This window comes from Alkalihalobacillus pseudalcaliphilus, assembly GCF_028610675.1.
In the GTDB taxonomy this organism is placed as follows: Bacteria; Bacillota; Bacilli; order Bacillales; family Bacillaceae_D; genus Alkalihalobacillus; species Alkalihalobacillus pseudalcaliphilus.
Window position 1 is genome coordinate 23644 of the sequence record NZ_JAQQWS010000011.1, and the last position, 23181, is coordinate 46824.

The window sequence follows — 23181 nt, forward strand, 5'->3', positions numbered from 1 at the left end:
GTATCAAGAACTTGAACATTTAAAAGGAGAACCTCGGCATGGATAAACCATTTTGGCAATATTTATATACACAAATCAAAAAAGATCCGATTTTAGATTGGTCTGCAACGCTTGCCTATTATTTTATGTTATCTATTTTTCCGTTGCTGATGTTCCTAATCGCCTTAATCCCTTTCTTTCATCTAGACGTTGCCCAAATCGAACAATTTATAAATGACTATGTACCCTATGCGATTGCCGAGGTCATTACTACCATTATTCTCGACACCATTAGCGAACCTCGTGGTGGCTTATTATCGATTGGGATTATCGTCACATTATGGTCAGCATCTAATGGAATTAATGCGTTTATTCGAGCCATTAATCGGTCTTACAATATCGAGGAGACACGAAATTTTCTTCATCAACGCATTCTGTCCATGCTCCTCACATTTGCGATTCTTGTCACCATGATCGTGACGTTACTTTTACCAGTATTCGGGTCATTTATTATTAATGTGCTCGATGAAATATTTTTCTTTCCAGAACAAACAACCGTTCTTCTAAATGTATTACGTTACATTATTGGTATTGTCCTTATGGTTTTAGTCCTTATTTTTATCTATTGGATAGCACCTAACATTAAAGTGAAGTTCCGCTACGTATTTTTCGGCGCTGTTTTTGCGACAGTTAGTTGGCAGGTTATCTCGTTAGGTTTTTCCTTTTACCTAAGCAATTTCGCCAATTTTTCTGCAACTTACGGAAGCCTTGGTGGCGTAATCATCTTAATGCTTTGGTTCTTTCTAACAGGCATATCTCTTATTTTAGGTGGTCAAATTAATGCCGCCTTATACGAAAGCAAGGAAAAATTAACAACGATACCAATCTCTGAATTTCAAAATAAATGACTAGAGCATGTATATTATTCTAGAAAATGGACATGATGTTACCAGTATGAATTATGAATATGTATTTTTGAGGAGATGAAATGATGAATAAAACAGAATTAACTCAAGCTTTAGCAGAACGTACCCAGCTTTCAAAAAAAGATGCCAGCTTAGCCGTTAATACACTTTTCGAACTCATTACAGAGTCCTTATCTAAGGGAGAGACTGTACAACTTATTGGCTTCGGTAACTTTGAAGTAAGAGAACGTGCAGCAAGAAAAGGACGTAACCCACAAACGGGTGAAGAAATTGATATAGCAGCAACAAAAACACCCGCTTTTAAAGCAGGTAAACAACTTAAGGATGCTGTCAAATAATCCTAAGAGTATGATAAAGAAGAGTTATCCTTGTATCGTTTAATGAGGAGCTCTTTTTTTATGTCCATTTTTTAAATAAGGCAGATAACACCACATTTGTTAACTTAAATAAAATATAAGTTGACAATTACTTTTGTTTCAACTATTATTTTGTTAACCAAATGATTATCGAGGTGAACAATACATGCATTCTACAAACCATGTTAAAAGCTTAGTACTCATCGCCATGTTTGCATCTTTAATGGCCGTTGGTGCTAATTTAACGTCCATGCTCGTCATTGCCGGTGTACCGATTACACTGCAAACTTTTTTTGCAATTCTAGCCGGTACCTTATTGGGCAGTAAACGCGGTGCCACTGCCATGATCCTTTATATGGTGATTGGATTAATTGGTTTTCCAGTCTTTTCTCAATTTCATGCAGGTTTATCCGTATTATTAAGGCCTACCTTCGGATTTATCTTATCATTTATTGTTGTTGCTTATGTAGCAGGAAAAATCATTGAAAAAAGCAATAAAAAATCATTACAAACATTCATGTATGCGAGCTTATTAGGTTTAGTCATCAATTATATAATCGGAACAAATTATATGTATTTCGCTTTTCAGTTTTTAGCCGCTACTGATGCCATCCCATACTCAGCGGCTTGGCTCGTGATGTTAGCACCAGCGATCAAAGATATTATCTTCACATGTATGGCAGCGATTTTAGCAAAACGAATTTATGAAACCGTTCAAACCAAACAACATCCCATGAAACAAACGATTACTCCTTAAATCGTACATTTCCATAAAATCACCAAAAAGCCCCTTGACCTTTTTTTAGTCAAGGTGGGCTTTTCTTTTCTAAACTATAAAATCATTGCTGCTATCCATCCAAAAATAATCAGTGGAATGTTATAGTGTAAAAATGTTGGCACACATGTATCCCAAATATGATTATGCTGTCCATCTGCATTCAAACCGGCCGTTGGACCTAACGTGCTGTCAGAAGCTGGAGCACCCGCATCGCCAAGTGCACCTGCCGTTCCTATTAAAGCAATAATAGCTACCGGACTAAATCCGACCGCCATGCCTATAGGAACAAATATCGTTGCGAGTATCGGCACTGTAGAAAAGGCCGAGCCAATACCTAATGTTAAAATCAAACCAACCAACAGCATTAACAATGCCGTCGTTCCTTGACTTTCACCAACTACAGCTAACACCTGCTCCACTAAAAGGTCCACGTGTCCCGTTTCACGGATTACTTCTGAGAAACCCGCTGCACTAATCATCACAAAGCTAATAAAAGCCATCATTTTCATTCCATCTGTTAAAACTTGATCAGAGCCATTCCACTTTAACGCTCTAGTCAAATATAAAACGATGATACCTGCTAAACCCGCCATAATCATTGATTCCGAGTACGTCTGTACTAGTAAAGTGATAAAAATAGCCAGAGACGCTCCGATAATCGACCATACTTTTTGTTGTCCCGACTTTTCTTTATCCACTTTTGTCGAAACACCCTGAAGCTCTTTTTGTTCATATGATCTGGATTTCCTATAACTGAAAAGCACGGCTATGAATAAACCGATAACCATTCCAAAAACGGGAATGACCATAGCTGGCGTCACTTGACTCATTGAAACATCTAAACCATTTTGTCCAATGTTCTCTACAACAATACGATGAAATACATTCCCAAACCCATAAGGTAACAACATATACGGAGCTATTAATCCAAAAGTCAAAATCGAAGCGATAGCTCTTCTATCAACCTCTAATTCATTTAAAATATTGATAATTGGTGGAATTAGAATAGGTATAAAAGCAATATGAATTGGAATTAAGTTTTGGGAGAAACAAGCCATCACTAGAATAAAAAGAAATATGAGTGCTTTAGAAAGTACTTTTCTTCTAGAGTCTGACTGGTTTCCGACTAGTTTAATGACTAGATTTACTAAGGAATTTGGTAAGCTAGTTCGAGAAATCGCTACAGCAAACGCACCTAGTATCGCGTAGTTTAAAGCGATAGTTGCCCCACCACCTAAACCATCTGAAAATATATAAAGGGTTTCCTCCAAGCTCATGCCTGCACTTATCCCACCTACAAGTGAACCAATAATAAGAGCCATGACTACATGTACTCGTAATAAACTTAAAACTAACATGACAACAACAGCAAGTAAGACAGCGTTCATTTATAACAACTCCACATATACTTTATTCTGATAAATTGGTAAATCACTAAATCATTATTATCTTAAACTAACATTACCTACTAAGAGATGTCAATCATTTTCTTTATTTTGATAAAGTGATAACGTAGTAAAGATTCACTTTAAGGTAAAAATATAAAAAACTCAATACCACAGTCGGACATTGAGTCTTCTAGATTTTTATGTATCCAATGTTTCAGCTACCCCAAATTGCTTTATGATAAGCTATATTAAAGCCTGCTTTCTCCATATTATTTTGACTAATAGATATGCTCGCGGCTTGCCCAACAATTAAATGACAACCCTGCCTTAAAGCTTGTACCATTCTTTTCCGAATGAAAGCTGCGTGTATTCCTTTTCCTCGATACTCAGGTAAAGTCGCCGCTGCTGCAAGATTTGCAACTCCATCTTTTACAAACAAAACGGCAATTCCTACATCTACGCCACCTAGACTAGCCAAATAAAAAGACCAGCTTGGAAGCTCATGCAAAATTTGATTATTTTGAGCCACACTATTTTTCAAGAAATCAGGCATTGCAAATGATTGTGTATATATGTCTGCAAAAATCGGAAATTCTTCTTCTTCAAGCGGCCTAATTGATAGATTTGCCAAATGATTCATCAAGGTATCTTCTATAACAAGTGGAGCATATAAACTCGTATGAAATCCTTTCTGATAAAAACCCTTTTGTGCTAAAAGTGAAAATAACTCTGGCGATGTTTGCCCAGGTGTTAACTCGAATTGCACTGGAATATTTAAGTCTCTATAGTGTTCTAATAGTTCATTAATGAATCGCTCATCTCCAGCCCTTAACCCTTTAACAGTGTTGAAAGAAGGCCCTGGGATATGTTTAACAGCAAAGGCATAAGCATGACCAAACCTCCGAATCGTTACGCCCATTGGATTATCTCGCATCGCCTTGATTGCTTCTAATCTGGATTTCATCATGTCAATTTCAATTGCTTCTATCTGTCTAACCGTTTCTATATTAACAACCACTAGATTTCCTCCTATCAAAAGTTTACTAACAAACCATTCTATAGAAACGACTCATTCTCCTTTTCAACTTAGTATGATTCGAACATGTCCTTCCATAGATTGAATCGTAATCAGGGACACTCAATTCTCCAATATGTACTGAGTAAACTAAAGTCGATAGCTTTCACGTATATCCATTCACTCAGCATAAACTGTGAAAACTTCACCGTCTATGTGTTGTGCTTCTCATTCTGATACATTATTCTTCCAAGTTGTTAGTGGAGGAGTGTACATAAGGCTTAGCCATATTCGTATTGTATAGAAGCTCATACTGATGCCAATATAGACATCCTACTCCTCATTTGAAAGAACGAGAAAATCCAAAGAAAGCCTTCACCATGGAGGTAAAGGTTTCTTGAATACTATGAATGGAATCTACTTAAGAATGACTGTAACCTCTCACTCTCAGGATTCACTAATACATCTTCTGGCTTACCGTATTCTTCAATTTTTCCTGAATGAAGGAAAAAGATTCGGTCAGCAATATCACGTGCAAAATCGATTTCATGGGTAATTAAAATCATCGTTGTCTCACCATCTGCCGCGATATCTTTAATGACCTCAAGTACTTCTCCAACAAGTTCAGGATCAAGAGCTGCCGTCACCTCATCAAATAACAGCACCTTAGGATTCATGACGAGAGAACGAGCAATCGCAACACGCTGCTGCTGACCACCTGAAAGCTGGGATGGATAAGCATCCACTTTGTCTCCTAAGCCAACTTTTTCTAGCATTTCCTTCGCCCGAGCTTCAGCTTCTTCCTTTTTTATCCCTAACACATTTATCGGAGCTACCGTACAGTTTTTCATGATCGTCATATGTGGAAACAAATTATACTGTTGGAAGACCATCCCAATCTTGCCTCTTACGTTTCGTAAATGCTTTTCATCGGCTGGTGATAGCGAACCATCAGGCTGTTCTTTATGCCATAAGTACTCACCATCTACTTCAATTGTACCTGAACTAGGTTCTTCAAGTGTCATTAACATCCGAATAATCGTTGTCTTACCTGACCCAGATGGTCCAATTAAAGCGATTTTTTCTCCTTGAGCAATATCTAAATCAAGGTTTTGTAAGACGGTTGTATCTCCGAATGATTTACTAACATTCTTATATCGAACGATCGGATTCTCAATCGTTTCTTCCGATTTTTTTTCTTCTTTATTCGTTAATTGTTCACTCATGCTTTCACGCCCCTTTGTTGAACTGGACTATTTTTATCAACCTTACCAAATCTCTGCTCTAAATAACGGATAAATAAGGCTGAAGGATAACTTAAGACAAGGAATAATAATCCGACAATAGTGATTGGCTCTACATAACGGAATGTTTGACCACCAATTGATTGAGCAACCTGTAACATTTCAACGACAAAAATCGCTGATAATAATGGCGTTTCTTTAAAAAGGACGATCAAATAATTTCCAAGCATTGGGATAACTGGTGGGATCGCTTGTGGTAAAATAACCTTTCTCCACGTCTGAGCATTAGTGAAGTTTAATGCCTTACTAGCTTCCCATTGACTTTGCGGAACCGCTTCAATCCCAGAACGATATATCTCAGAAATATACGTACTGTAATGCAGACCTAACACAATTGCTCCTGTCTGAAATCCATTAAGATCGGTTGCATAATAAACAAAAAACAACTGAACTAAAGGTGGTGTCGCCCGAACAAATTCGATGATTCCACCTGTTACCCACGAAATAATTTTAATTTTTGAACGTCGTAATAACGTCAGCAGCAAACCTATTGTTAAGGCAATAAAAAAGGCGATGAACGTCACACTAATCGTAACTCCAATGGCTCTGATAATATGTGGGAATACTTCAAATGCAAATTCCCAGTTCCAAGCATTTGTATTCACGTAGTACTCACCCCTTTAGATGCTCGTTTCTCTAACCACCGTGATAAGAAAATAAGTGGTAAAGCTAGCAAGAAGTAGAGAATGAGTAAATAAGTAAAGATCTCCACCTGTGAAGCCAAAGAAGTATTACTACTTCGTAACAATGTGGCACGGAATGTCATGTCCGATAATGAGATAATCGAGACGAGTGAAGTTCCTTTTAACAGTTCGATAGAGTTATTACCAAAGCCAGGAAGCATTAAACGAACGGCTTGTGGTAAAATAACGAACCTCAGTCGTTGCCATTTGCTCATATTTAAAGAAATCGCTGCTTCGGTTTGACTATGAGCAATGGATAAAACAGCGCCTCTCACAACTTCAGAAGCATAAGCCCCGTAGTTTAAACCTAATGCAAGACCACCAGCAACAAATGTAGACATCGACAAACCTGGAAAAATTAACGGTAAGGCAAATACAAAGAAGAACATTTGTACAAGTAATGAAGTTCCTCGAAACAATTCAACAAATGTTGTTGAAATAAACCGGATGATACCAACTTGTGATGTTCGTCCAAGTCCAGCAATAAAAGCAATCGTGTAAGCAATAACCGCACCTAATAAAAACACTTGAACGGTTACCTCTAATCCTCTTAATAGGACCGGAATAAAATAAGAAGCGTTGGAGAACATCCTTTCACCTCTCTTCTTTTAATATGTAAATCCATTGCATCTTCTAGAATATTACTTCGAATAGAAAAAAAGCATGGCGGAAGCCTCTACGAAACAACACACCATGCCATCCATCACTATTTCTTGTTTGAATTAAGCATTACAACGGTCTTCTGTCGTTACATCACCAGTTGGTACGTTATCCTCACCAAATCCAAATTCAGAAATAATTTCTAATAACTCACCAGAATCAATTAACTCTTGTAAATGTTCATTATACTCATCACGTAATTCTCTACCCTCATCGGAATCAGCAAATACAGCAGCACCATATGCTACAGCTGGTTCCCCATCAATAACAGGTTGCGTGAAAGGCTCTACTCTTTCAATCGCATCAAGATTGGCAGATTCTAATGCCGCAGATAAACTCGCATCCGTCATCACGGTTGCATCCACATTACCAGATTCTAAAGCAGCAATATTATCAGCAATCGAATCAGCTGTAATAATTCGACTTTCATCCATACCTAATTGCTTTAACATTTCAATCTGATTAGCAGCTGACATAATAGAAACAGTTAAATCTTCAGCAGCAACAAGATCTTCATAGCTTTGAAGATTATGCGGGTTCCCTGCTGCTACGGCCATTCCTTCACCGTAAACTAATTCAACATTTGCAAATTCAGCTTGCTCACAACGCTCTGGACGAATATCCATCCCCGCTGTTACAACATCATAGTTTCCTGCATTTAATCCAGGTAATAATGAGTTCCAATCCGTAATTTCACCTGTTACATCCTCGTAACCCATACTTTGGAACACAGCCCTTGCAATCTCGGCATTTGCCCCCGTTACTTCATCTGTCGCTAAATCAACATAGCCATAAGGCTCTTCATTTGCGACCCCTACAGTAATCGTGTCACCTGATCCACTTGCCCCGGAACCACCACAAGCTGCTAATAAAACAAGCAGACCAGCTAACAAGATTCCAAACGTCAATCTTTTCATGAATTGATCCTCCTCGTATTCTATCTATTTATTTATAAGTAATATCCAAATAAGTAATAAAAAGGATATTAACATTATAACTCTTTAGAAGTTCCAACTAAGGAGTTCCTTGTTAGACAACTTATGTAACTTACAATTGGTGTATGTTAAAAACACACTATTTGGTTGATTTTACTTAGTTCAATCTCATCTCCAGTCATGATTCAAGCAATTATTTTTTAATAAAAAGACTTTTTGACAAACGTCAATATTTATAACTACCACGAATGAAAGATCTTTAAACTAAAAATCTAGTCAAAAATAACTAAATTGCTTGTAGATTCTTTTAAATTACTTCACATATTAAATCATAATCGAAACAAGATTTGCACTCAAACCCAGTATCTTTGTCTATTATCTCATTCTTTTTAATAATCTAGCTTCAGATACTCTGAAATAACTCAGCTAACTAAATACTAGCTACACCTCTCAGATCATCATCGATCCGAATAAATTATCTGACAATTAACAGAGGATGCAATCAAAAAGTCCTAAATATTTTACAATTTGGATATAGATGTTATTCCCGCACGGAAATTCGATTTCTCTCGCTTATTGGCTCGCAACCTAGGATTCAATATTTCCACGGGGTTTCGTGCGCTTTTTTCACGAGCAACCCCACGATTCTCCGTTTGCTCGGGGTTACTCCCACTTTTTTCACCAGCAACCCCACGATTCTCCGTTTGCTCGGGGTTACTCCCACTTTTTTCACCAGCAACCCCGTGATTCTCCGTTTCCTCGGGGTTACTCTCCCTTTTTTCACCAGCAACCCCGTGATTCTCCGTTTCCTCGGGGTTACTCTCCCTTTTTTCACAAGCAACCCCGCGATTCTCCGTTTCCTCGGGGTTACTCTCCCTTTTTTCACCAGCAACCCCACGATTCTCCGTTTGCTCGGGGTTACTCCCACTTTTTTCACGAGCAACCCCGCGATTCTCCGTTTGCTCGGGGTTACTCCCGCTTTTTTCATGAGCAACCCCGCGATTCTCCGTTTGCTCGGGGTTACTCCCGCTTTTTTCATGAGCAACACCGCGATTCTCCGTTTCCTCGGGGTTACTCTCTTTTTATCAGCGTGCAACGCTTAACATTTCTATGCACCCTATATATGCACAACTTTATAATTGCAAAAAAGCTTCCTTACGATACCGAATGGTAAGGTAAGAAAGCTTTTCATTTATGTTTTTATTTAACTAAATGTGCTAATGTACGGGCCATAACGCCTGTTCCACCTGGTTGTCCTGTGGATGTTTTCTTGCTAGTCCAAGCAGTTCCGGCAATATCAAGATGTACCCATGGTGTATCCTCTGCAAATTCACCAATGAATAAACCAGCTGTGATACTACCACCTAAGCGGCCAGGTGCATTATTAAGATCAGCTACGTCACTTGATTTCAATAAATCATGGTAAGGTTTATGCGTTGGGAATGCCCATACTGGTTCTCTTGAGCGTTCACTTGCCTCTTCTACTTTTGCATACCACTCTTTATTATTATGAACTACACCTGTCGTTGAATTTCCTAATGCTATAAGAACAGCACCAGTCAACGTTGCGACATCAACTAAATAATTGGCACCCAGTTGCTTCGCATAGGCAACGCCATCGGCTAAAATTAAACGACCCTCTGCATCTGTATTACGGACTTCGATCGTTTTACCACTCATCGCACGGATCACATCACCCGGCTTTAAGGCAGAACCATTAATTAAGTTTTCACTTGAAGGGATTACAGCTAGGATATTACGATCCGGTTTTATTTGACCGATAATTTCCATAGCTCCTAACACTGCTGCGGCTCCACCCATATCCATCTTCATTTCATGCATATTAAGCCCAGGTTTTAAAGAAATACCACCTGCATCAAAAGTTAATCCTTTTCCTACAAAACCAACAACATCTTCCCATTTCTCTTTTGCTTGGTACTTGAGGACAATCATTTTAGGAGGCTGATCTGTACCTTGAGCAACCGCTAATAATGCACCCATGCCAAGCTTCTCCATGTCTTCTCTTTCTAGAACATCAAATTCAAAACCATGCTTATCTGCTACCTTTTTTGCTTCTTCAGCTAAAATAGTAGGTGTCAGCATATTACCAGGTATATTTACAAGTTTTCTTGAAAGGTTTGTTCCCTCACCAAAAGCACGACCACCTAACGCAGCCTTTTCCCATTCTTCATCTGCTTTTTCTCCAACTAACGTAACCGCTTCTAACGAGAATTGTTTTTCGTTTGTTTTCTCTTTATACGTGTCTACCACATAACTAGCAAGCTCGACTGACTCTGAAATAATATGAACAATTTCATTTGTTTCTGTATTTGCAATTGAAAAACTGTCTACATCAATAGCTAATTGTGCAAGTTTTCCTTTTTTAGCTTCGCGCACAACTTGTCCGATAATATTTTGTAAATCATCTAATGAGAAATCTGCTTGTTTCCCCAATCCGATTGTATAAAGCACCTGAGCAGATGATTTTCCAAAAGTAAATACCTTAGTAAGTTCGCCTTTTTTCGTATGTAATTGTTTTAACTTTTTTAACTCTGAAACTTGGCCATCTAGCTCTTGGTCCACATTTTGTAATAAAGGAGGAAATTCTCCCTTTTCATGAATCCCGACAATGAGGGCATCATAAGATTGTCCTTTTTTTAATTCTTTAGAAATTGTATACATCATTTCAGCTCCTTTTACTTATCTAAAAATATTATACATTCTTTCGACTTACGAAAGAAAGACTTTCTTTAAATAAGCCAGATTATTTGTTCTTTTGTATGAAAGTTACTTTTGGGAGATAGTTTGTGCCGTAAAGTTAGCTCATCATCCATCTTGCGATCAATGACCTTAGCAGGACAGTGCTCCCTGTTTGTTCAGGCCGACTCCTAATGGAGATCGAGTTATAAACGGGCCAACAGTTTGAACAGTCGCCAATACTTTCATCTTTGTTGGTGGCGAAGTGAACCGTCTTCGCCATGTGGGTTTTGTATGAAAGTGATGCTGATAATTATGTGCGGAATTCTAATTGTCGCTACTGAAAATCATGCTTTGCGTCCTGTAGAGTGGTGCTAAGCTAATTGGTGCAGCTGCCAACGGATCGCAGCTCTACTACTTTGTCTCTTGGGAGTCTTCGCATGACTCGCCCTCTTGTGGTGGGCTAACTCTACAAACAGCATCAATATTTACTAAAACCTCAAAGTAAAAAAATAAGTTGAACGGTTTTGAGGATTCTTACACTCTGCTGTAGCCCCATCAATTTTTGGGAGATAGCTCGCTCACAAATAGCCACCAACAACAAAAAAAGAGAGAGCAGTTACTCACCAGCATCAGCTCTAACTTTCATACAGAACGAAGTGCCTTAGACAAGAACAAATCCACTCATCTAGACAGAAAACATACCCTCTTACATTCAAAGATTGATGCCTTAATTAGACTTGGTATTTGTCTTACTACCCGTTAATGCGGTGCAAAAAAGAGTGTGTTATAATGGACACATCTCAAAGAGAGTTTATGTTCAGTCATTCAGAAAGGAAGATTAAATGACATATGGAAATCTTACATAACTTCCCCTTATGGGCAGCTTTATTTGCTATTTTCTTTGCTCAGTTTATTAAAATTCCATTAGCGTATATCGCAACGAGAAAGTTTGACTGGACTTTATTTACAAGTACCGGTGGAATGCCAAGCTCACACTCAGCCGCAGTAACAGCATTAACCACAGCTGTTGCACTTGAGTTCGGTCTAGGCTCAACGATATTTGCTGTCTGTGCTATTTTTGGTATCATTGTTATGTTTGATGCAACTGGTGTGAGACGCCACGCAGGTTATCATGCTACCGTATTAAATCAGCTTGTTGCGGATTTTAATAAGTTGGTCGGAGAGTTTAAAAGCTGGCCTAAGAAAGAAGAAGACGAGAAAAGAAAAGAATTAAAAGAATTACTAGGTCATCAACCAATTGAGGTTTTCTTTGGAGGGCTACTCGGAATTTTGCTAACCTTATTACTCGACTTTTTCATTCATTAATCAATAAAAAGCTATCGATAAGTGCTTATATAAGCACTTGCCGATAGCTTTTGTTATAGATAAGTTTTATCTATCAATTTGTGATCTAAATACCTGTACAGCCTCATCCTCATTTAGTAGGTCCAAATCTTCACTTGTTACTTTTCCATCTCCCATTTTTATTACATACACGTCTAGCTCTTGCTTACCCCACTTGCTATAAACATCATCAACCGTTTCATAATATAAATCAATTTTGTTCCCTTTAATAGCGGACCCTGTATCTGCAACGACTCCATAACCATAATTAGGAATAAAAAGAATCGTACCTAAAGGATAAACAGATGTATCTGCGGCAATTGTCGAATATAAATCACGACGGACTTCAATCCCAGAAAATGTAATACCATATCCAGGATGTCCCGGAGATTTCCCGGTCGATTCGACACCCGCTGTATAACCAGTCGCCACAACACGATTCACAGGAAATTGGCTCCAATCAATCGCTTCTTCAATCGGAACCGGTTCTGATTGAATCGTATCTAGTGATTTAGACAATTCATCACGTTGAAAAAACGGTAAAACCTTATCCCTTAATTCTCCTAATTTCGATCCTACTTCTTCACCAATTTGCTTTAATTTTGTTTGTTGAGTATGTAGAGGCTCCACATCCCAAGCACCTAAGCCCGCAGCATTAACACCTGATAATGTATGAAAAGTTGACAATAAAGCAACTAGAAATAAAGCTGTCATACATACTCGCTTCAATAAAGTTTTCAATTTGCTCATTTCACTCACTCCTCTCATTTTGTAATCTTCTCCAAGAAGTGAGTTTTTTATTCATAACAGTCAAAAAAAATCTAACTATTCAAACAATAATACTGAAGCTTTGCTTTCATAAAACGATTTTAAGGATGCTCACATCCCTCTGTTACCCAGCCATTTTTTGGAAGACTGTTCATCATATAAATGACTAATGCCTAATCTAGGAATGTTCAAAACGATTAAATTACAAAGTACAGTTTTGTGTGGGTAAAAGTGCTGCTATGTTGTAGGAAAAATGAGCAAGTTACTTCATAAACCGAACAAAAGCACACTGCACAAACAGCCACCACCAACAAAAAAAGATAGAATAGGGACCCATCAGCATTGATATCTATGAACCAAGTGTTTTTGGACCGTTAGCCAAGCTTGCTTGGCTTCTTCACGCTTTGGTGTGAAGTTTTGAAAATCGAAATGAACCTTAGACGAATTCATTCGTCTGTTAGGTCATTTCGATTTTCAAAATATGTTCCAAAAAACATCAACCAAGGAATCAACTTTATCGCACATTAGCACGAAGTTTTATATAAAACAAAAAGCACTACGTCCTCGCAGTGCTTTTCTAAACATATTATCTAACTAAAACATCTGATAACCGCGGACACGGAGCATCTTAATGACAACTCCTGACAAGATTGCTCCAACCAACCCAGATACAAGCACCATTATATCCCAAATAGCTAACGAGATAAATTGCTCCCATAAGGCAGGAAAAGCCTGTCCAGCCGAAGTAAAATATTCAAAAAACGACACATTATCAATAATTAAAATCACAATGATTGGATATATAACCGCCATCACCCATGTTGAACGAAGCACCATATTTAATAAGAAGCCGATCCCAAAAAACAGCACCATAAATAGTACCATCGAAATAACAAGCTGTGGTATATTCATCTTTTTGCACCCCCGTATCATTGTTAAGTTTACTGATTTGCTCAGTTTGCGTCAACTTCTAACCTTACACAGATAACTGTCAAGTGAAGATCTCACAACATTATTCTTCTTTCCACTTAAACAAGTGAAGCGGTAGAGAGTATCCCCTCTACCGCCTAAATCAATCATATCACTCGCTTACACTTATAAAGGCATTTTTCCGCGTTTAACCGCTAGACCTACGCCACCTAATAAGAATAAGTAACGATTATCAATCATCTTTTTCATAAAGTTAGCTGAGCTACCGTATAACTTACGAGACCCAACTACACCAATCGCTTCCTTACCTCCAAGTGATGCAACAGTACCTTTAATATCAGGTTTGAATGATTTTAAAGTACCTTGATTCATCACAAGAGATTTAATATTTTGAGCGACAACTTCCGCCATTTGCATCGCAATTTGTGCAGTTGGTGGGTATGGACGATTAATTTCTTCATTAATAATTAAAGCACAATCACCAAGAACAAAAATATCGTCATAACCAGGAGCACGTAAATCAGGCTCTACTTTAATACGCCCACGCATAGCTTCGAATCCAGAACGCTCAATAACAGCGTTCCCTCTCACACCAGTAGCCCACACAATAGTACCCGCCTTCACTTCATCACCATTCGCTAAAATGACGCCATCAGCTTGTACTTCTTTAATAGGACAGTTAATCTTGAATTCAACACCACGGTTCTCAAGTAAGTTCATTGCATATTCCACAAGCTCTGGATCAAATCCAGGCAACGCAGAAGGTGATGCCTCAATAACATACATCTTCACTTTTTCACGTGGAATATCGTAGTATTGGCAAAGCTCTGGCATACGCTCTGATAATTCTCCAATGAACTCAATTCCTGTAAAGCCAGCACCAGCAACTATAAATGAAAGCATATCATCATTTTTCTCTTCCATATTGTTATACTTAGCGAAAACGTATTCAATATGTTCCTTCACTTCACGGGCACCATTCACTGTCCACTTACTGAAGGCATGCTCAAATACTCCAGGAATACCAAAGGTTTCTGCTTCTGAACCAAGTCCAACTACAAGATAATCATAGCTCACTTCACCATTTTTTAAGATGACTTTTTTCTCTTCTTGTTTAATTTCAACAACTTCATCTTGAAGAAGTTTAACACGATTCGTATTTAATACTTCTTTAATTGGCATTCTCGTACGTTCTGCAGAAAGTGTTCCAGCAGCAGGCTCATGTAACCATGTTGTTTGGTAATGGTAATCATGTTTGTTCACAAGTGTAATGCTTGCTTCATTTGCTGTTAATTGTTTCGTTAACCTTGCTGCTGTAATCATGCCCCCGTATCCAGCACCTAAAATTACGATACTTGGCTTTTTCACAGTAATCACATCCATTTTCAAATTTTATAATATAACGCGCTCTTTTTGTGATCTATTTCACGAACTATTCCGTGCTAAATCCACAAAAAGTCACTTCGCAAATTAGTCACAAAATACACTTCTAATAATATGGCTTTTTTGACTTTTTTTCAACATTTTTTTTGTGAAATCCATAACCAAATTTTTGGTAGTAATAAATTATAACTAGTATCTTTCTTTTTCATCTAACTATTCACTTTAAAAAAATTATCTAAAAAGAATAGGAATCGTTCTTCAGTTAAGCAAATCCTTTTCTTTTCAGATTCTCTGTGGGTATAATAGGAGTGTTTGTACAATTGGAATATAAGGGGTGGCGAAATGAGTAGCAACGAACAAATGTATGATATTACAATTATTGGTGGCGGTCCAACTGGATTATTTGCTGCTTTTTATGCAGGTATGCGTCAAGCAAAAGTGAAGATTATCGAGAGTATGCCTCAGCTCGGTGGTCAGCTCAGTGCATTGTATCCAGAGAAATATATATATGATGTAGCAGGTTTTCCAAAGGTTAAAGCACAAGATTTGGTTGATAATCTTAAGAAACAAGCTGAGCAATTCAACCCAACTTTAGCACTTGAACAAACCGTGAGAACTTTAGAACAGCAAGAAGACGAGAGTTTTGTCATTACAACAGATAAAGAAACACATTATACAAAGGCAGTTATTATAACTGCGGGTGCAGGTGCCTTCCAACCTAGAAGACTTGAAGTTGAAGGCGCTGAACAATATGAAGGGAAAAACCTACACTATTTCATCCAAGACTTAAGTCAATTCACTGGCAAAAAAGTCATGGTTTGTGGTGGTGGTGATTCTGCATTAGACTGGTCATTAATGCTTGAGCCTTTAGCTAAGGAAGTTACCTTAGTCCATAGACGCGATAAGTTCCGTGCTCATGAACACAGTGTAGAGCTACTACACAAATCAAATGTAAACGTAATGACTCCGTATGAAATATCCGCTATTAAAGGTGATGGTGAAAACATTCAAGGTGTAACGTTACAAGAGATTAAAGGCGAACGAGTACATGAACTTGATATCGATGCCTTAATTGTTAACTTTGGTTTTGTTTCTTCATTAGGTCCAATTAAAGAATGGGGTTTAGACATCGTTAAAAATTCTATTGTGGTTAACACAAAAATGGAAACAAACATCAAGGGCATCTATGCAGCTGGTGATGTGACATCTTACGAGGGGAAAGTGAAGCTGATTGCAACTGGTTTTGGTGAAGCGCCAACAGCCGTAAACAATGCTAAAGCTTACATTGATCCAAAAGCAAGAGTATTCCCAGGGCACAGTACAAGCTTATTTTAATTGGCTCTATCAACCAGCGATTTCTCCTGAAATCGCTGGTTTTTTATGGAAGTCCCATTCATTAAAAAGCAAAACCAGAGACGTTGCCTTCAAAGCCAGCTAACAACTACTTAAACAAGTAGCACCCATTTTATCTGTACTTTCTCGTCCATTAACACAAAAAAAGAGCACCTAAGAAGATGCTCATAACTGATTTAACAATTTTCAGGTGTCCCAGCAACTTTGGCTGTTCTAAATGAAGTACCACATCCACAGGATGCAATGGCATTCGGATTATCTATTGTAAATCCGCCACCCATCATGTTTTGTTTATAGTCAATGATTAATCCCTCTACAACAGGTGCACTTTCGTCATCGACTAAAAGTGACAATCCATCTATCTCAATGACTTGATCATTATCTGCTTTTTCGTTATCAAAGCCCATACCGTATGTGAGCCCTGTACAGCCTCCACCTTTAACACCGATTCTTAAAAAGAGGTTTTCTTCACCTTCAGCGCTCATCATTTCTTTGACTTGGCTTACAGCTGCTTCTGTTAAAGTAATCATGCCTTTCCCTCCTTCATGAATTAAGAATGATTGCAACTAACTCTTTTATTCATTATATAACGTAGAAAAAGTCTCTTCAAGTTTAGTATATTCTTATTACATCAATTTGGTTTTACTTAGTGAATCCATATTTAATGATTGCAAGAATAGGATATAATTATGGGCACGGTCTAACTCTTGACTATATTGCAAAACTAAAGGATCATGTATCCCTTTTTGAGCGGCTGTGTCCATCATTTTTTCCCGTAGTAGCTCAATACGCTCAATACATGCATCGTATGTTATCCTGTTGCTCATCATCCATCCTCCTTCAGCTATCTAATGCCGTGCAATCGAATACAAAAATGTATTTAAATTACATTTTAATCAATTAAGTGTAAAAATACAACCAAAAAAATACCTAATTAATTATAATTTACAGTGAATAAACATACTATACCATTTTCTCCGCTCACTCTCCATCCAGCTTTCATAAGGCTTTAACTATTACAAAAACATCATGTTTGTCATATTTATGAATAATCTACTTAATTTTATGTAGCTTTTTTTATACATTTCATTAAGTTTATGATAAATTGTGATAGGGTCACTGAGACTATCACAAGCTAATTAGTTCCTTTTTTATCCATCTACAGGTTAATAAATTGACTATCTAGTTTGCTGTGCTAAGATAACATTAAAAGAAGTTTATTAATAGATTAACTTCAATTATGATAGTTAAGTAGTCATTTCGTTTAATTTCTATATTGGAAGCATTATATGTAACACTTTAAGATATTGGAGGAGAATAGGTATGTCAACAATTATTACCGATAATCGCTTACTCTCTATCGAAGAGAAAGTGAAAAACGGCCAGCGTTTAACAATCGAAGATGGATTATTTTTATATGAAACACCAGACTTATTAGGTGTTGCTCAATTAGCCAATAAGGTTAATTTAGAAAAGAACGGTAATCACGTTTATTTCATCGAAAATATGTACATTAACCCAACGAATGTATGTGAAGCTAACTGTTCGTTCTGTGGCTTTAAACGTAAATCAGGACAAGAGGGAGCTTATACGATGCATGAGGAAGAGCTCCTTGAGTATGTCTCTAAGCGTTGGAATGATGGCATTCAAGAGTTTCATATTGTCGGTGGTCATAATACAGATGTATCTTTTGATTATTACTTAGATACCATTCGTACATTAAAGAAACACTATCCACAAGTAACAGTCAAAGCTTATACAGGTGCTGAGATAGAGTTCTTCTCACGTATTTCTGGACTAAGTATGAAAGAGGTACTTCAAGAACTGATCAAAGCTGGACTTGACACACTTCCTGGTGGTGGTGCAGAAATTTTAACAGAACGCTATCGTGCTAAAATGAGTCCAGACAAGGCCTCTACCGATCAGTGGTTAGAAGCGCATGAAATTGCACATGGCCTAGGATTAAAAACACACGCGACAATGCTCTATGGTTCTATTGAAAGTACAGAAGAACGCCTTATCCATATGGACCGCTTACGTCAATTACAAGATAAGACGAATGGCTTTATGGTATTTATCCCACTTGCTATGCAACCAAGAAGTGTAAAAGCTAGCCTTAAGAGACGTACATCGGCTTATGATGATATGAGAACGATTGCGATCAGTCGTTTAATGCTTGATAATTTCCAACATGTGAAAGCTTATTGGATTAACATTGGTGTACAACTTACTCAAATGGCCTTATCATTTGGTTCAAGTGATATACATGGTACGTTAATCGAAGAGAGAATTTCCCATTCCGTTGGTGCTCTAACTTCTTCTGGAATTACGCGCGATGAATTAATTCACTTGATTAAAAGTGCTAATAAAATCCCAGTTGAGCGTGACACATTCTATAACGTAATTAAAGAATATTAAAGATTATAAGTTCAAAAACCACCTTCACAGGTGGTTTTTTGTATGAAAGTTTTATGGGTGATTCTCATTTCTCAAGATAACATGACCTAAAAAGTAGCGGGCTACGGCTAATTATGGGCAACTTCAAAAACATTTATAAACGATGCTTTTCACTTTGAAATTAGCTGGGCAGCGTATGTCTCATTCTCTTTTTCCTGTTTCTTAAGCTTTTAAATAAGTCCCTTCACAAATCGTTTCAGCTGGTCCAGTCATAAGAACTCGACCGTTCTTTTGCCAATTTATGAGTAAGTCACCACCTAATAAGTGAACGGTAATGTCCTGTCCTTTTTCGGAATACCCATTTAATACAGAGGCAACAGCAGCAGCACAAGCTCCTGTTCCACACGCTTGGGTAATGCCTGACCCACGCTCCCACACACGGAAATGTAATTCATTTGCTTCAACCACTTCGACAAACTCAACATTGATCCACTCTGGAAAGCGTTGATCTTTTTCAATCACGGGACCTAATTGCTCAACTGGTGCGGCCACAATCTTTTCCTCAAAAAAGACGGCATGAGGATTCCCCATAGATACCGTGGTCACATATAAGGTTCGGTCATTCACCTTAAAAGCTTCATTTACCACTTCATCCGTTTCTTCTCCAAGCATGGGGATTAAACTTCGCTGTAGACGTGGCTCTCCCATATCTACCGTTACCGTTTCGACCGTTTCTCCTTGAAGATGGACAGTCGCTTCTACTAATCCTCCAAGTGTCTCTATTACAAAGGTATTAGTTTGGACATAGCCATGTTCGTAAGCAAACTTTGCCACACAACGTAAGCCATTTCCACAGTTCTTCGCTTCTGAACCATCATTATTAAAGACACGCATTTTTACTGCCGCAACCTCTGATGGTGCAATTAAAATCATACCGTCTGAACCAATTCCTGTATTCGGGTTGGCGACCGCTATAGCCGTCTTGGAAAGTTCAGTTTCTTCTAAGGTTTCCTTAAATAAGTCCACATATATATAACTATTCCCTAAGCCATGCATTTTTGTAAACTTCATATATATTCCCCTACTTCCTTAACTTCTGATCCGTCCATAAATAATCTTCATCGGCTTCAAGGATTGTAATGACCTCATGACAACAAGGCACAATTAACCTTACCTTAATGGCTTGTTGAGCTTTTTCTAAGTCTTTTATTTTCAAATTAGTAAGCACATTACTTTCTTGGCAAAAAGGACAAGTATGAAAATAAATATCCTTCATCTGTTTCTCATATGGCCAAGTGTTTACAAATGGTATAACATCCATTCCTTTCCCCCCAAGCCTTTTTATTCTATGTTAAAACATTGGGTTCTCTTCTAAATGCTGATAGACATTTTCAACTAGTTCTTCTGCTGAATCTGCAGACACATACTCACCATTTACAAGAGCAAACAATTCATAAGAGCATAAACCACAATTAGATGTGCAACCGTATTCCACAATATCCAAATTAGGATCCTTCTCTAGCTCTTCCATTGCTTTTTGAGAACCACTAGCTAAATTACTCACGCAAAACTCTATAATTGGTCTCACTTGCTTATCACCTCTACTTCTTCACGTACTATGCTACTCTGCCCTAAATATAAAGTCAATTTTCAACATTCTCCAATAAAAAAGGAAATAATTTGTTGAGAATTTGTGACAGTTTCGTTATAATCAAAACTGACCAGGGTCATTTTTAGAAGGGATCATATTCAAAATGAACGAAATGAAAAAAGCCAATAAAACCAAAAAGAAAATTGAAGATGCTGCCTTAGCATTGTTTCGCGAAAAAGGTTTTCAAGCAACAACCGTTCAACAAATCACAAAAAAAGCTCATGTTGCAAAAGGAACCTTCTTTAATCATTTTCCAACCAAGGATTCCATCATGAAAGCTTTAGCGAATGAACGGCTAAACGATGTATTGTCCTATGTAAACCAACCGAGTCTTCAAAATCGGCCGTTACAAATTAGAATTCGCTCTTATTTGCAATTCATTTTGGATGAGTATGACACCCACCCTAAATTAACGATTCACATCATTACGTATGTGATTGAAGAAGAAAATGTGCTTAGAAACCATATGCTTCAATTACTTAACAACTCAATGAAGATGAATGAAATCGACCGCTCATCTTCCATAGACATTTGGAGCCACATTTTGGCGGCTGTCATTTCCTATGGGCTAAAAAATCAACAAGAACCTAACAAAACACAGCTAATTGAAAAAATCATGGCGATGGTCGAAGTAAGTATTGAATCAATCATAATAAAAAGGAGACATCTTGGAATGAAGAAACTTGTACTTTTAGGTGGAGGTTATGGCTCAATGCGAGTCATGCAACGCCTTTTACCAAATGATTTGCCAGATGACACTGAAATTATTTTAATTGACCGCTTGCCTTATCATTGTTTAAAAACTGAATATTATGCTCTTGCTGCTGGTACTGCTTCAGACCAACACTTGAGAGTTTCATTCCCGGAGGATCCACGCCTTAAAGTAAAATATGCGACAGTGACTGCTATCCAAATCGATGAGAAATCCATTGTTTTAGACAATGGTGAAGTGGTTGATTTTGATAAACTCATTATTGGTTTAGGTTGTGAGGATAAATATCATAATGTTCCAGGGGCTGATGAACATACATACAGTATTCAGACGATGAACAAAACTCGACAAACATATGAAGTATTAAATAATGTTCGTCCTCAAGGAACGGTTTCTATAGTAGGAGCTGGACTTAGTGGCGTAGAATTAGCAAGTGAGTTAAGAGAAAGTAGACCTGATTTAACCGTTAAATTATTTGACCGTGGTGAGATGATCCTTTCCATGTTTCCAAAGAAATTAAGTGTTTATGTTCAAAATTGGTTCGTCGATCATGGTGTCGATGTTGTCAATAAATCCAATATCACCAAAGTGAGCGAAGATGGCCTCTACAATCACGATGAATTCATTCAAAGTGACGCTGTTATTTGGACAGCAGGCGTTCAGCCGGTTGAAGTCGTTCGCAATCTCGATGTCGAAAAGGATAAATCAGGACGCGTTATCTTAACACCTCAGCATTTTATCCCTAACAATGAAGATGTATTTGTTGTCGGAGACTGTGCGAGCCTTCCGCATGCTCCAAGTGCTCAACTTGCGGAAGGCCAAGCCGAGCAAATTGTGACCATTCTAAAGAAGCAATGGAATAACGAACCTCTTCCAACTGAATTACCACGAATTAAACTAAAGGGAGTCTTAGGTTCCCTTGGAAAAAAACATGGCTTTGGTTTAATGGGCGAACGTACCCTTCTCGGAAGAGTACCACGTGTATTAAAATCAGGCGTCCTATGGATGTACAAATATCATTCCGGATCATAAGCAAAAAAAAAGCCATCAATCGATGGCTTTTCTTATATAGAATACATGACTCCCCACATAATCAAAAGCACTAACTTACATACAAAACGCTGATTCACTTTGCCACCAACAAATATGAAAGCGTGGTTTTGCTCTTTAAGTGGTTGCTTTTCATTCATAAACGGTTTTGAGGATTGTCACACTTTGCCGTAGCCCCGCCACTTTTTAGGAAAGAGCTCGCAAGAGCTTTCCTAAAAAGATTCAGCGCACCACAACCAGCCACCACCAACCAAAAAAGGTGTAGTATTCTTTCAGGATTAGTATCCAAAAACAAAGACCGAAAGGTCAAGTTAACTTGAGAAATGAGCACCACCCAAGTAACTTTCAAATAAAACCACACTCTCTTCACTTAAAGATTAGTTAATTTTTCTACTTGAAGTGAAATTGATTTTAGGTTTGGATTCCCCTCACCGACTACCTCTCCATTAAGAACAATTAACGGATAGAAATATTCATCATCTTTAATTGCCTCTGAAAAATGAATATCTTCTTCTTGCTCTAACTCTTGATCAATATCAATGTATTGAAATGTAATGGAGCTCCCAGGAAACCTTCTAACCAATGCCGCTTCTAACCACTCACTCGTCTCTTTTGCAGAAGGTAAGTGAACACAGCTAGCACATTTTTGTTTGGCACCATATACTTTAAATGAAATCATCATTGAGTCCATCCCCTCATCAGCTGATACTACAAGCCTTGTTTTTTCGCTCTAGTTCGCATTGAATACGTTACAATTATCTTAAAACCAATTACATACTTTAACCATATGATGATTTAAACAAAGTTTCAAGCAAAAGATAATTAAACCTCTACCTTGAACCCAATTCTCATTACCATTCGCTTTTTTT

The 23181-nt window shown here is 37.8% G+C and carries 24 protein-coding genes and 1 pseudogene; 9 read left to right on the forward strand and 16 right to left on the reverse strand.

Annotation, left to right across the window (positions count from 1 at the left end):
• Nucleotides 1-38: 38 nt before the first annotated feature.
• The 3 genes from PQ479_RS17690 (at nucleotide 39) to PQ479_RS17700 (ending at nucleotide 2018) form a co-directional block, all read left to right on the forward strand.
• Nucleotides 39-887: a YihY/virulence factor BrkB family protein gene (locus PQ479_RS17690; RefSeq protein ID WP_047987399.1), complete on the forward strand. Its 849-nt coding sequence runs from the start codon at nucleotides 39-41 to the stop codon at nucleotides 885-887.
• Nucleotides 888-970: 83 nt separating this feature from the next.
• Nucleotides 971-1243, forward strand: a complete 273-nt coding sequence (locus PQ479_RS17695; protein ID WP_047987398.1) for an HU family DNA-binding protein — start codon at nucleotides 971-973, stop codon at nucleotides 1241-1243.
• A 184-nt stretch (nucleotides 1244-1427) separates the two neighbouring features.
• Complete coding sequence (locus tag PQ479_RS17700; RefSeq protein ID WP_047987397.1) at nucleotides 1428-2018, forward strand: biotin transporter BioY; 591 nt, start codon at nucleotides 1428-1430, stop codon at nucleotides 2016-2018.
• A gap of 74 nt (nucleotides 2019-2092) precedes the next feature.
• Here PQ479_RS17700 and PQ479_RS17705 read toward each other — a convergent pair whose 3' ends face one another.
• The 6 genes from PQ479_RS17705 to ehuB form a co-directional block, all read right to left on the reverse strand.
• Nucleotides 2093-3427 carry a Na+/H+ antiporter family protein gene (locus PQ479_RS17705; protein WP_047987396.1) on the reverse strand — a complete coding sequence of 445 codons (1335 nt, stop codon included), beginning with the start codon at nucleotides 3425-3427 and terminating at the stop codon, nucleotides 2093-2095.
• Nucleotides 3428-3641: 214 nt separating this feature from the next.
• On the reverse strand, nucleotides 3642-4445 hold the full coding sequence (locus PQ479_RS17710) for a GNAT family N-acetyltransferase (protein ID WP_273717131.1): 804 nt from the start codon (nucleotides 4443-4445) through the stop codon (nucleotides 3642-3644).
• Between the two features lie 401 nt (nucleotides 4446-4846).
• On the reverse strand, nucleotides 4847-5668 hold the full coding sequence (gene ehuA, locus PQ479_RS17715; RefSeq protein WP_047987395.1) for an ectoine/hydroxyectoine ABC transporter ATP-binding protein EhuA: 822 nt from the start codon (nucleotides 5666-5668) through the stop codon (nucleotides 4847-4849).
• The gene (gene ehuD, locus PQ479_RS17720) at nucleotides 5665-6351 is read right to left on the reverse strand and encodes an ectoine/hydroxyectoine ABC transporter permease subunit EhuD (RefSeq protein ID WP_047987394.1); all 687 of its coding nucleotides are present in this window, start codon (nucleotides 6349-6351) and stop codon (nucleotides 5665-5667) included. Before ehuD ends, ehuA begins: the two co-directional genes overlap by 4 nt.
• Nucleotides 6348-7019, reverse strand: a complete 672-nt coding sequence (ehuC, locus tag PQ479_RS17725) for an ectoine/hydroxyectoine ABC transporter permease subunit EhuC (protein ID WP_047987393.1) — start codon at nucleotides 7017-7019, stop codon at nucleotides 6348-6350. Before ehuC ends, ehuD begins: the two co-directional genes overlap by 4 nt.
• Before the next feature lie 132 nt (nucleotides 7020-7151).
• Nucleotides 7152-8006, reverse strand: coding sequence for an ectoine/hydroxyectoine ABC transporter substrate-binding protein EhuB (gene ehuB, locus PQ479_RS17730; protein ID WP_047987392.1), 855 nt, complete (start codon nucleotides 8004-8006; stop codon nucleotides 7152-7154).
• Between the two features lie 671 nt (nucleotides 8007-8677).
• On the opposite strand from ehuB, the gene PQ479_RS17735 reads away from it, so the two are divergent.
• Complete coding sequence (locus PQ479_RS17735; RefSeq protein ID WP_273717132.1) at nucleotides 8678-9127, forward strand: hypothetical protein; 450 nt, start codon at nucleotides 8678-8680, stop codon at nucleotides 9125-9127.
• Between the two features lie 97 nt (nucleotides 9128-9224).
• Here the strand turns inward: PQ479_RS17735 and PQ479_RS17740 are convergent, their stop codons facing one another.
• Nucleotides 9225-10706 (reverse strand): leucyl aminopeptidase, encoded by a 1482-nt coding sequence (locus tag PQ479_RS17740; RefSeq protein WP_047987390.1) that lies wholly within the window; start codon nucleotides 10704-10706, stop codon nucleotides 9225-9227.
• A gap of 867 nt (nucleotides 10707-11573) precedes the next feature.
• Between PQ479_RS17740 and PQ479_RS17745 the strand changes: the two genes are divergently transcribed.
• On the forward strand, nucleotides 11574-12050 hold the full coding sequence (locus tag PQ479_RS17745) for a divergent PAP2 family protein (RefSeq protein WP_047987389.1): 477 nt from the start codon (nucleotides 11574-11576) through the stop codon (nucleotides 12048-12050).
• A 66-nt stretch (nucleotides 12051-12116) separates the two neighbouring features.
• Here PQ479_RS17745 and PQ479_RS17750 read toward each other — a convergent pair whose 3' ends face one another.
• From PQ479_RS17750 to PQ479_RS17760, 3 genes are all read right to left on the reverse strand, one after another.
• A complete protein-coding gene (locus PQ479_RS17750; RefSeq protein WP_047987388.1) occupies nucleotides 12117-12818 on the reverse strand; it encodes a 3D domain-containing protein in 702 nt (233 codons plus the stop codon).
• Between the two features lie 612 nt (nucleotides 12819-13430).
• Nucleotides 13431-13748: a YuiB family protein gene (locus PQ479_RS17755; protein WP_047987387.1), complete on the reverse strand. Its 318-nt coding sequence runs from the start codon at nucleotides 13746-13748 to the stop codon at nucleotides 13431-13433.
• 183 nt (nucleotides 13749-13931) lie between these two features.
• Nucleotides 13932-15149 (reverse strand): NAD(P)/FAD-dependent oxidoreductase, encoded by a 1218-nt coding sequence (locus PQ479_RS17760; RefSeq protein ID WP_083991164.1) that lies wholly within the window; start codon nucleotides 15147-15149, stop codon nucleotides 13932-13934.
• A gap of 342 nt (nucleotides 15150-15491) precedes the next feature.
• On the opposite strand from PQ479_RS17760, the gene PQ479_RS17765 reads away from it, so the two are divergent.
• A complete protein-coding gene (locus PQ479_RS17765) occupies nucleotides 15492-16484 on the forward strand; it encodes an NAD(P)/FAD-dependent oxidoreductase (RefSeq protein ID WP_047987385.1) in 993 nt (330 codons plus the stop codon).
• A 194-nt stretch (nucleotides 16485-16678) separates the two neighbouring features.
• On the opposite strand, the gene PQ479_RS17770 is transcribed toward PQ479_RS17765, so the two are convergent.
• Nucleotides 16679-17032, reverse strand: a complete 354-nt coding sequence (locus PQ479_RS17770; protein ID WP_047987384.1) for a HesB/IscA family protein — start codon at nucleotides 17030-17032, stop codon at nucleotides 16679-16681.
• A gap of 96 nt (nucleotides 17033-17128) precedes the next feature.
• A complete protein-coding gene (locus PQ479_RS17775) occupies nucleotides 17129-17329 on the reverse strand; it encodes an aspartyl-phosphate phosphatase Spo0E family protein (protein WP_047987383.1) in 201 nt (66 codons plus the stop codon).
• A gap of 496 nt (nucleotides 17330-17825) precedes the next feature.
• Between PQ479_RS17775 and mqnE the strand changes: the two genes are divergently transcribed.
• A complete protein-coding gene (gene mqnE, locus PQ479_RS17780) occupies nucleotides 17826-18920 on the forward strand; it encodes an aminofutalosine synthase MqnE (RefSeq protein WP_047987382.1) in 1095 nt (364 codons plus the stop codon).
• 201 nt (nucleotides 18921-19121) lie between these two features.
• On the opposite strand, the gene dapF is transcribed toward mqnE, so the two are convergent.
• The 3 genes from dapF to PQ479_RS17795 are packed head-to-tail and all read right to left on the reverse strand — an operon-like array spanning nucleotide 19122 to nucleotide 20487.
• Complete coding sequence (gene dapF, locus PQ479_RS17785) at nucleotides 19122-19970, reverse strand: diaminopimelate epimerase (RefSeq protein WP_047987381.1); 849 nt, start codon at nucleotides 19968-19970, stop codon at nucleotides 19122-19124.
• A 10-nt stretch (nucleotides 19971-19980) separates the two neighbouring features.
• A complete protein-coding gene (locus PQ479_RS17790) occupies nucleotides 19981-20220 on the reverse strand; it encodes a hypothetical protein (RefSeq protein WP_047987380.1) in 240 nt (79 codons plus the stop codon).
• A 30-nt stretch (nucleotides 20221-20250) separates the two neighbouring features.
• Nucleotides 20251-20487: a YuzB family protein gene (locus tag PQ479_RS17795; protein WP_047987379.1), complete on the reverse strand. Its 237-nt coding sequence runs from the start codon at nucleotides 20485-20487 to the stop codon at nucleotides 20251-20253.
• 175 nt (nucleotides 20488-20662) lie between these two features.
• Between PQ479_RS17795 and PQ479_RS21930 the strand changes: the two are divergent.
• Together PQ479_RS21930 and PQ479_RS17800 are read left to right on the forward strand one after the other, a co-directional pair.
• Nucleotides 20663-20821: pseudogene (locus tag PQ479_RS21930) on the forward strand (TetR/AcrR family transcriptional regulator); the annotation flags it as partial.
• Between the two features lie 402 nt (nucleotides 20822-21223).
• Nucleotides 21224-22294: an NAD(P)/FAD-dependent oxidoreductase gene (locus tag PQ479_RS17800; RefSeq protein WP_047987600.1), complete on the forward strand. Its 1071-nt coding sequence runs from the start codon at nucleotides 21224-21226 to the stop codon at nucleotides 22292-22294.
• 388 nt (nucleotides 22295-22682) lie between these two features.
• On the opposite strand, the gene PQ479_RS17805 is transcribed toward PQ479_RS17800, so the two are convergent.
• Nucleotides 22683-22994: a YuzD family protein gene (locus PQ479_RS17805; protein WP_047987378.1), complete on the reverse strand. Its 312-nt coding sequence runs from the start codon at nucleotides 22992-22994 to the stop codon at nucleotides 22683-22685.
• Between the last annotated feature and the right edge of the window lie 187 nt (nucleotides 22995-23181).

Coding starts and splice junctions, on each gene's coding strand:
- mqnE (WP_047987382.1), top strand. CDS start 17,826: ATGTCAACAATTATTACCGATAATCGCTTACTCTCTATCGAAGAGAAA.
- PQ479_RS17765 (WP_047987385.1), top strand. CDS start 15,492: ATGAGTAGCAACGAACAAATGTATGATATTACAATTATTGGTGGCGGT.
- PQ479_RS17740 (WP_047987390.1), bottom strand. CDS start 10,706: ATGTATACAATTTCTAAAGAATTAAAAAAAGGACAATCTTATGATGCC.
- PQ479_RS17750 (WP_047987388.1), bottom strand. CDS start 12,818: ATGAGCAAATTGAAAACTTTATTGAAGCGAGTATGTATGACAGCTTTA.
- PQ479_RS17695 (WP_047987398.1), top strand. CDS start 971: ATGAATAAAACAGAATTAACTCAAGCTTTAGCAGAACGTACCCAGCTT.
- PQ479_RS17775 (WP_047987383.1), bottom strand. CDS start 17,329: ATGAGCAACAGGATAACATACGATGCATGTATTGAGCGTATTGAGCTA.
- ehuB (WP_047987392.1), bottom strand. CDS start 8,006: ATGAAAAGATTGACGTTTGGAATCTTGTTAGCTGGTCTGCTTGTTTTA.
- PQ479_RS17690 (WP_047987399.1), top strand. CDS start 39: ATGGATAAACCATTTTGGCAATATTTATATACACAAATCAAAAAAGAT.
- PQ479_RS17805 (WP_047987378.1), bottom strand. CDS start 22,994: ATGATGATTTCATTTAAAGTATATGGTGCCAAACAAAAATGTGCTAGC.
- PQ479_RS17700 (WP_047987397.1), top strand. CDS start 1,428: ATGCATTCTACAAACCATGTTAAAAGCTTAGTACTCATCGCCATGTTT.
- PQ479_RS17705 (WP_047987396.1), bottom strand. CDS start 3,427: ATGAACGCTGTCTTACTTGCTGTTGTTGTCATGTTAGTTTTAAGTTTA.
- ehuA (WP_047987395.1), bottom strand. CDS start 5,668: ATGAGTGAACAATTAACGAATAAAGAAGAAAAAAAATCGGAAGAAACG.
- dapF (WP_047987381.1), bottom strand. CDS start 19,970: ATGAAGTTTACAAAAATGCATGGCTTAGGGAATAGTTATATATATGTG.
- PQ479_RS17770 (WP_047987384.1), bottom strand. CDS start 17,032: ATGATTACTTTAACAGAAGCAGCTGTAAGCCAAGTCAAAGAAATGATG.
- PQ479_RS17800 (WP_047987600.1), top strand. CDS start 21,224: ATGAAGAAACTTGTACTTTTAGGTGGAGGTTATGGCTCAATGCGAGTC.
- PQ479_RS17745 (WP_047987389.1), top strand. CDS start 11,574: ATGGAAATCTTACATAACTTCCCCTTATGGGCAGCTTTATTTGCTATT.
- PQ479_RS17760 (WP_083991164.1), bottom strand. CDS start 15,149: ATGGATGTGATTACTGTGAAAAAGCCAAGTATCGTAATTTTAGGTGCT.
- PQ479_RS17755 (WP_047987387.1), bottom strand. CDS start 13,748: ATGAATATACCACAGCTTGTTATTTCGATGGTACTATTTATGGTGCTG.
- ehuC (WP_047987393.1), bottom strand. CDS start 7,019: ATGTTCTCCAACGCTTCTTATTTTATTCCGGTCCTATTAAGAGGATTA.
- PQ479_RS17790 (WP_047987380.1), bottom strand. CDS start 20,220: ATGGATGTTATACCATTTGTAAACACTTGGCCATATGAGAAACAGATG.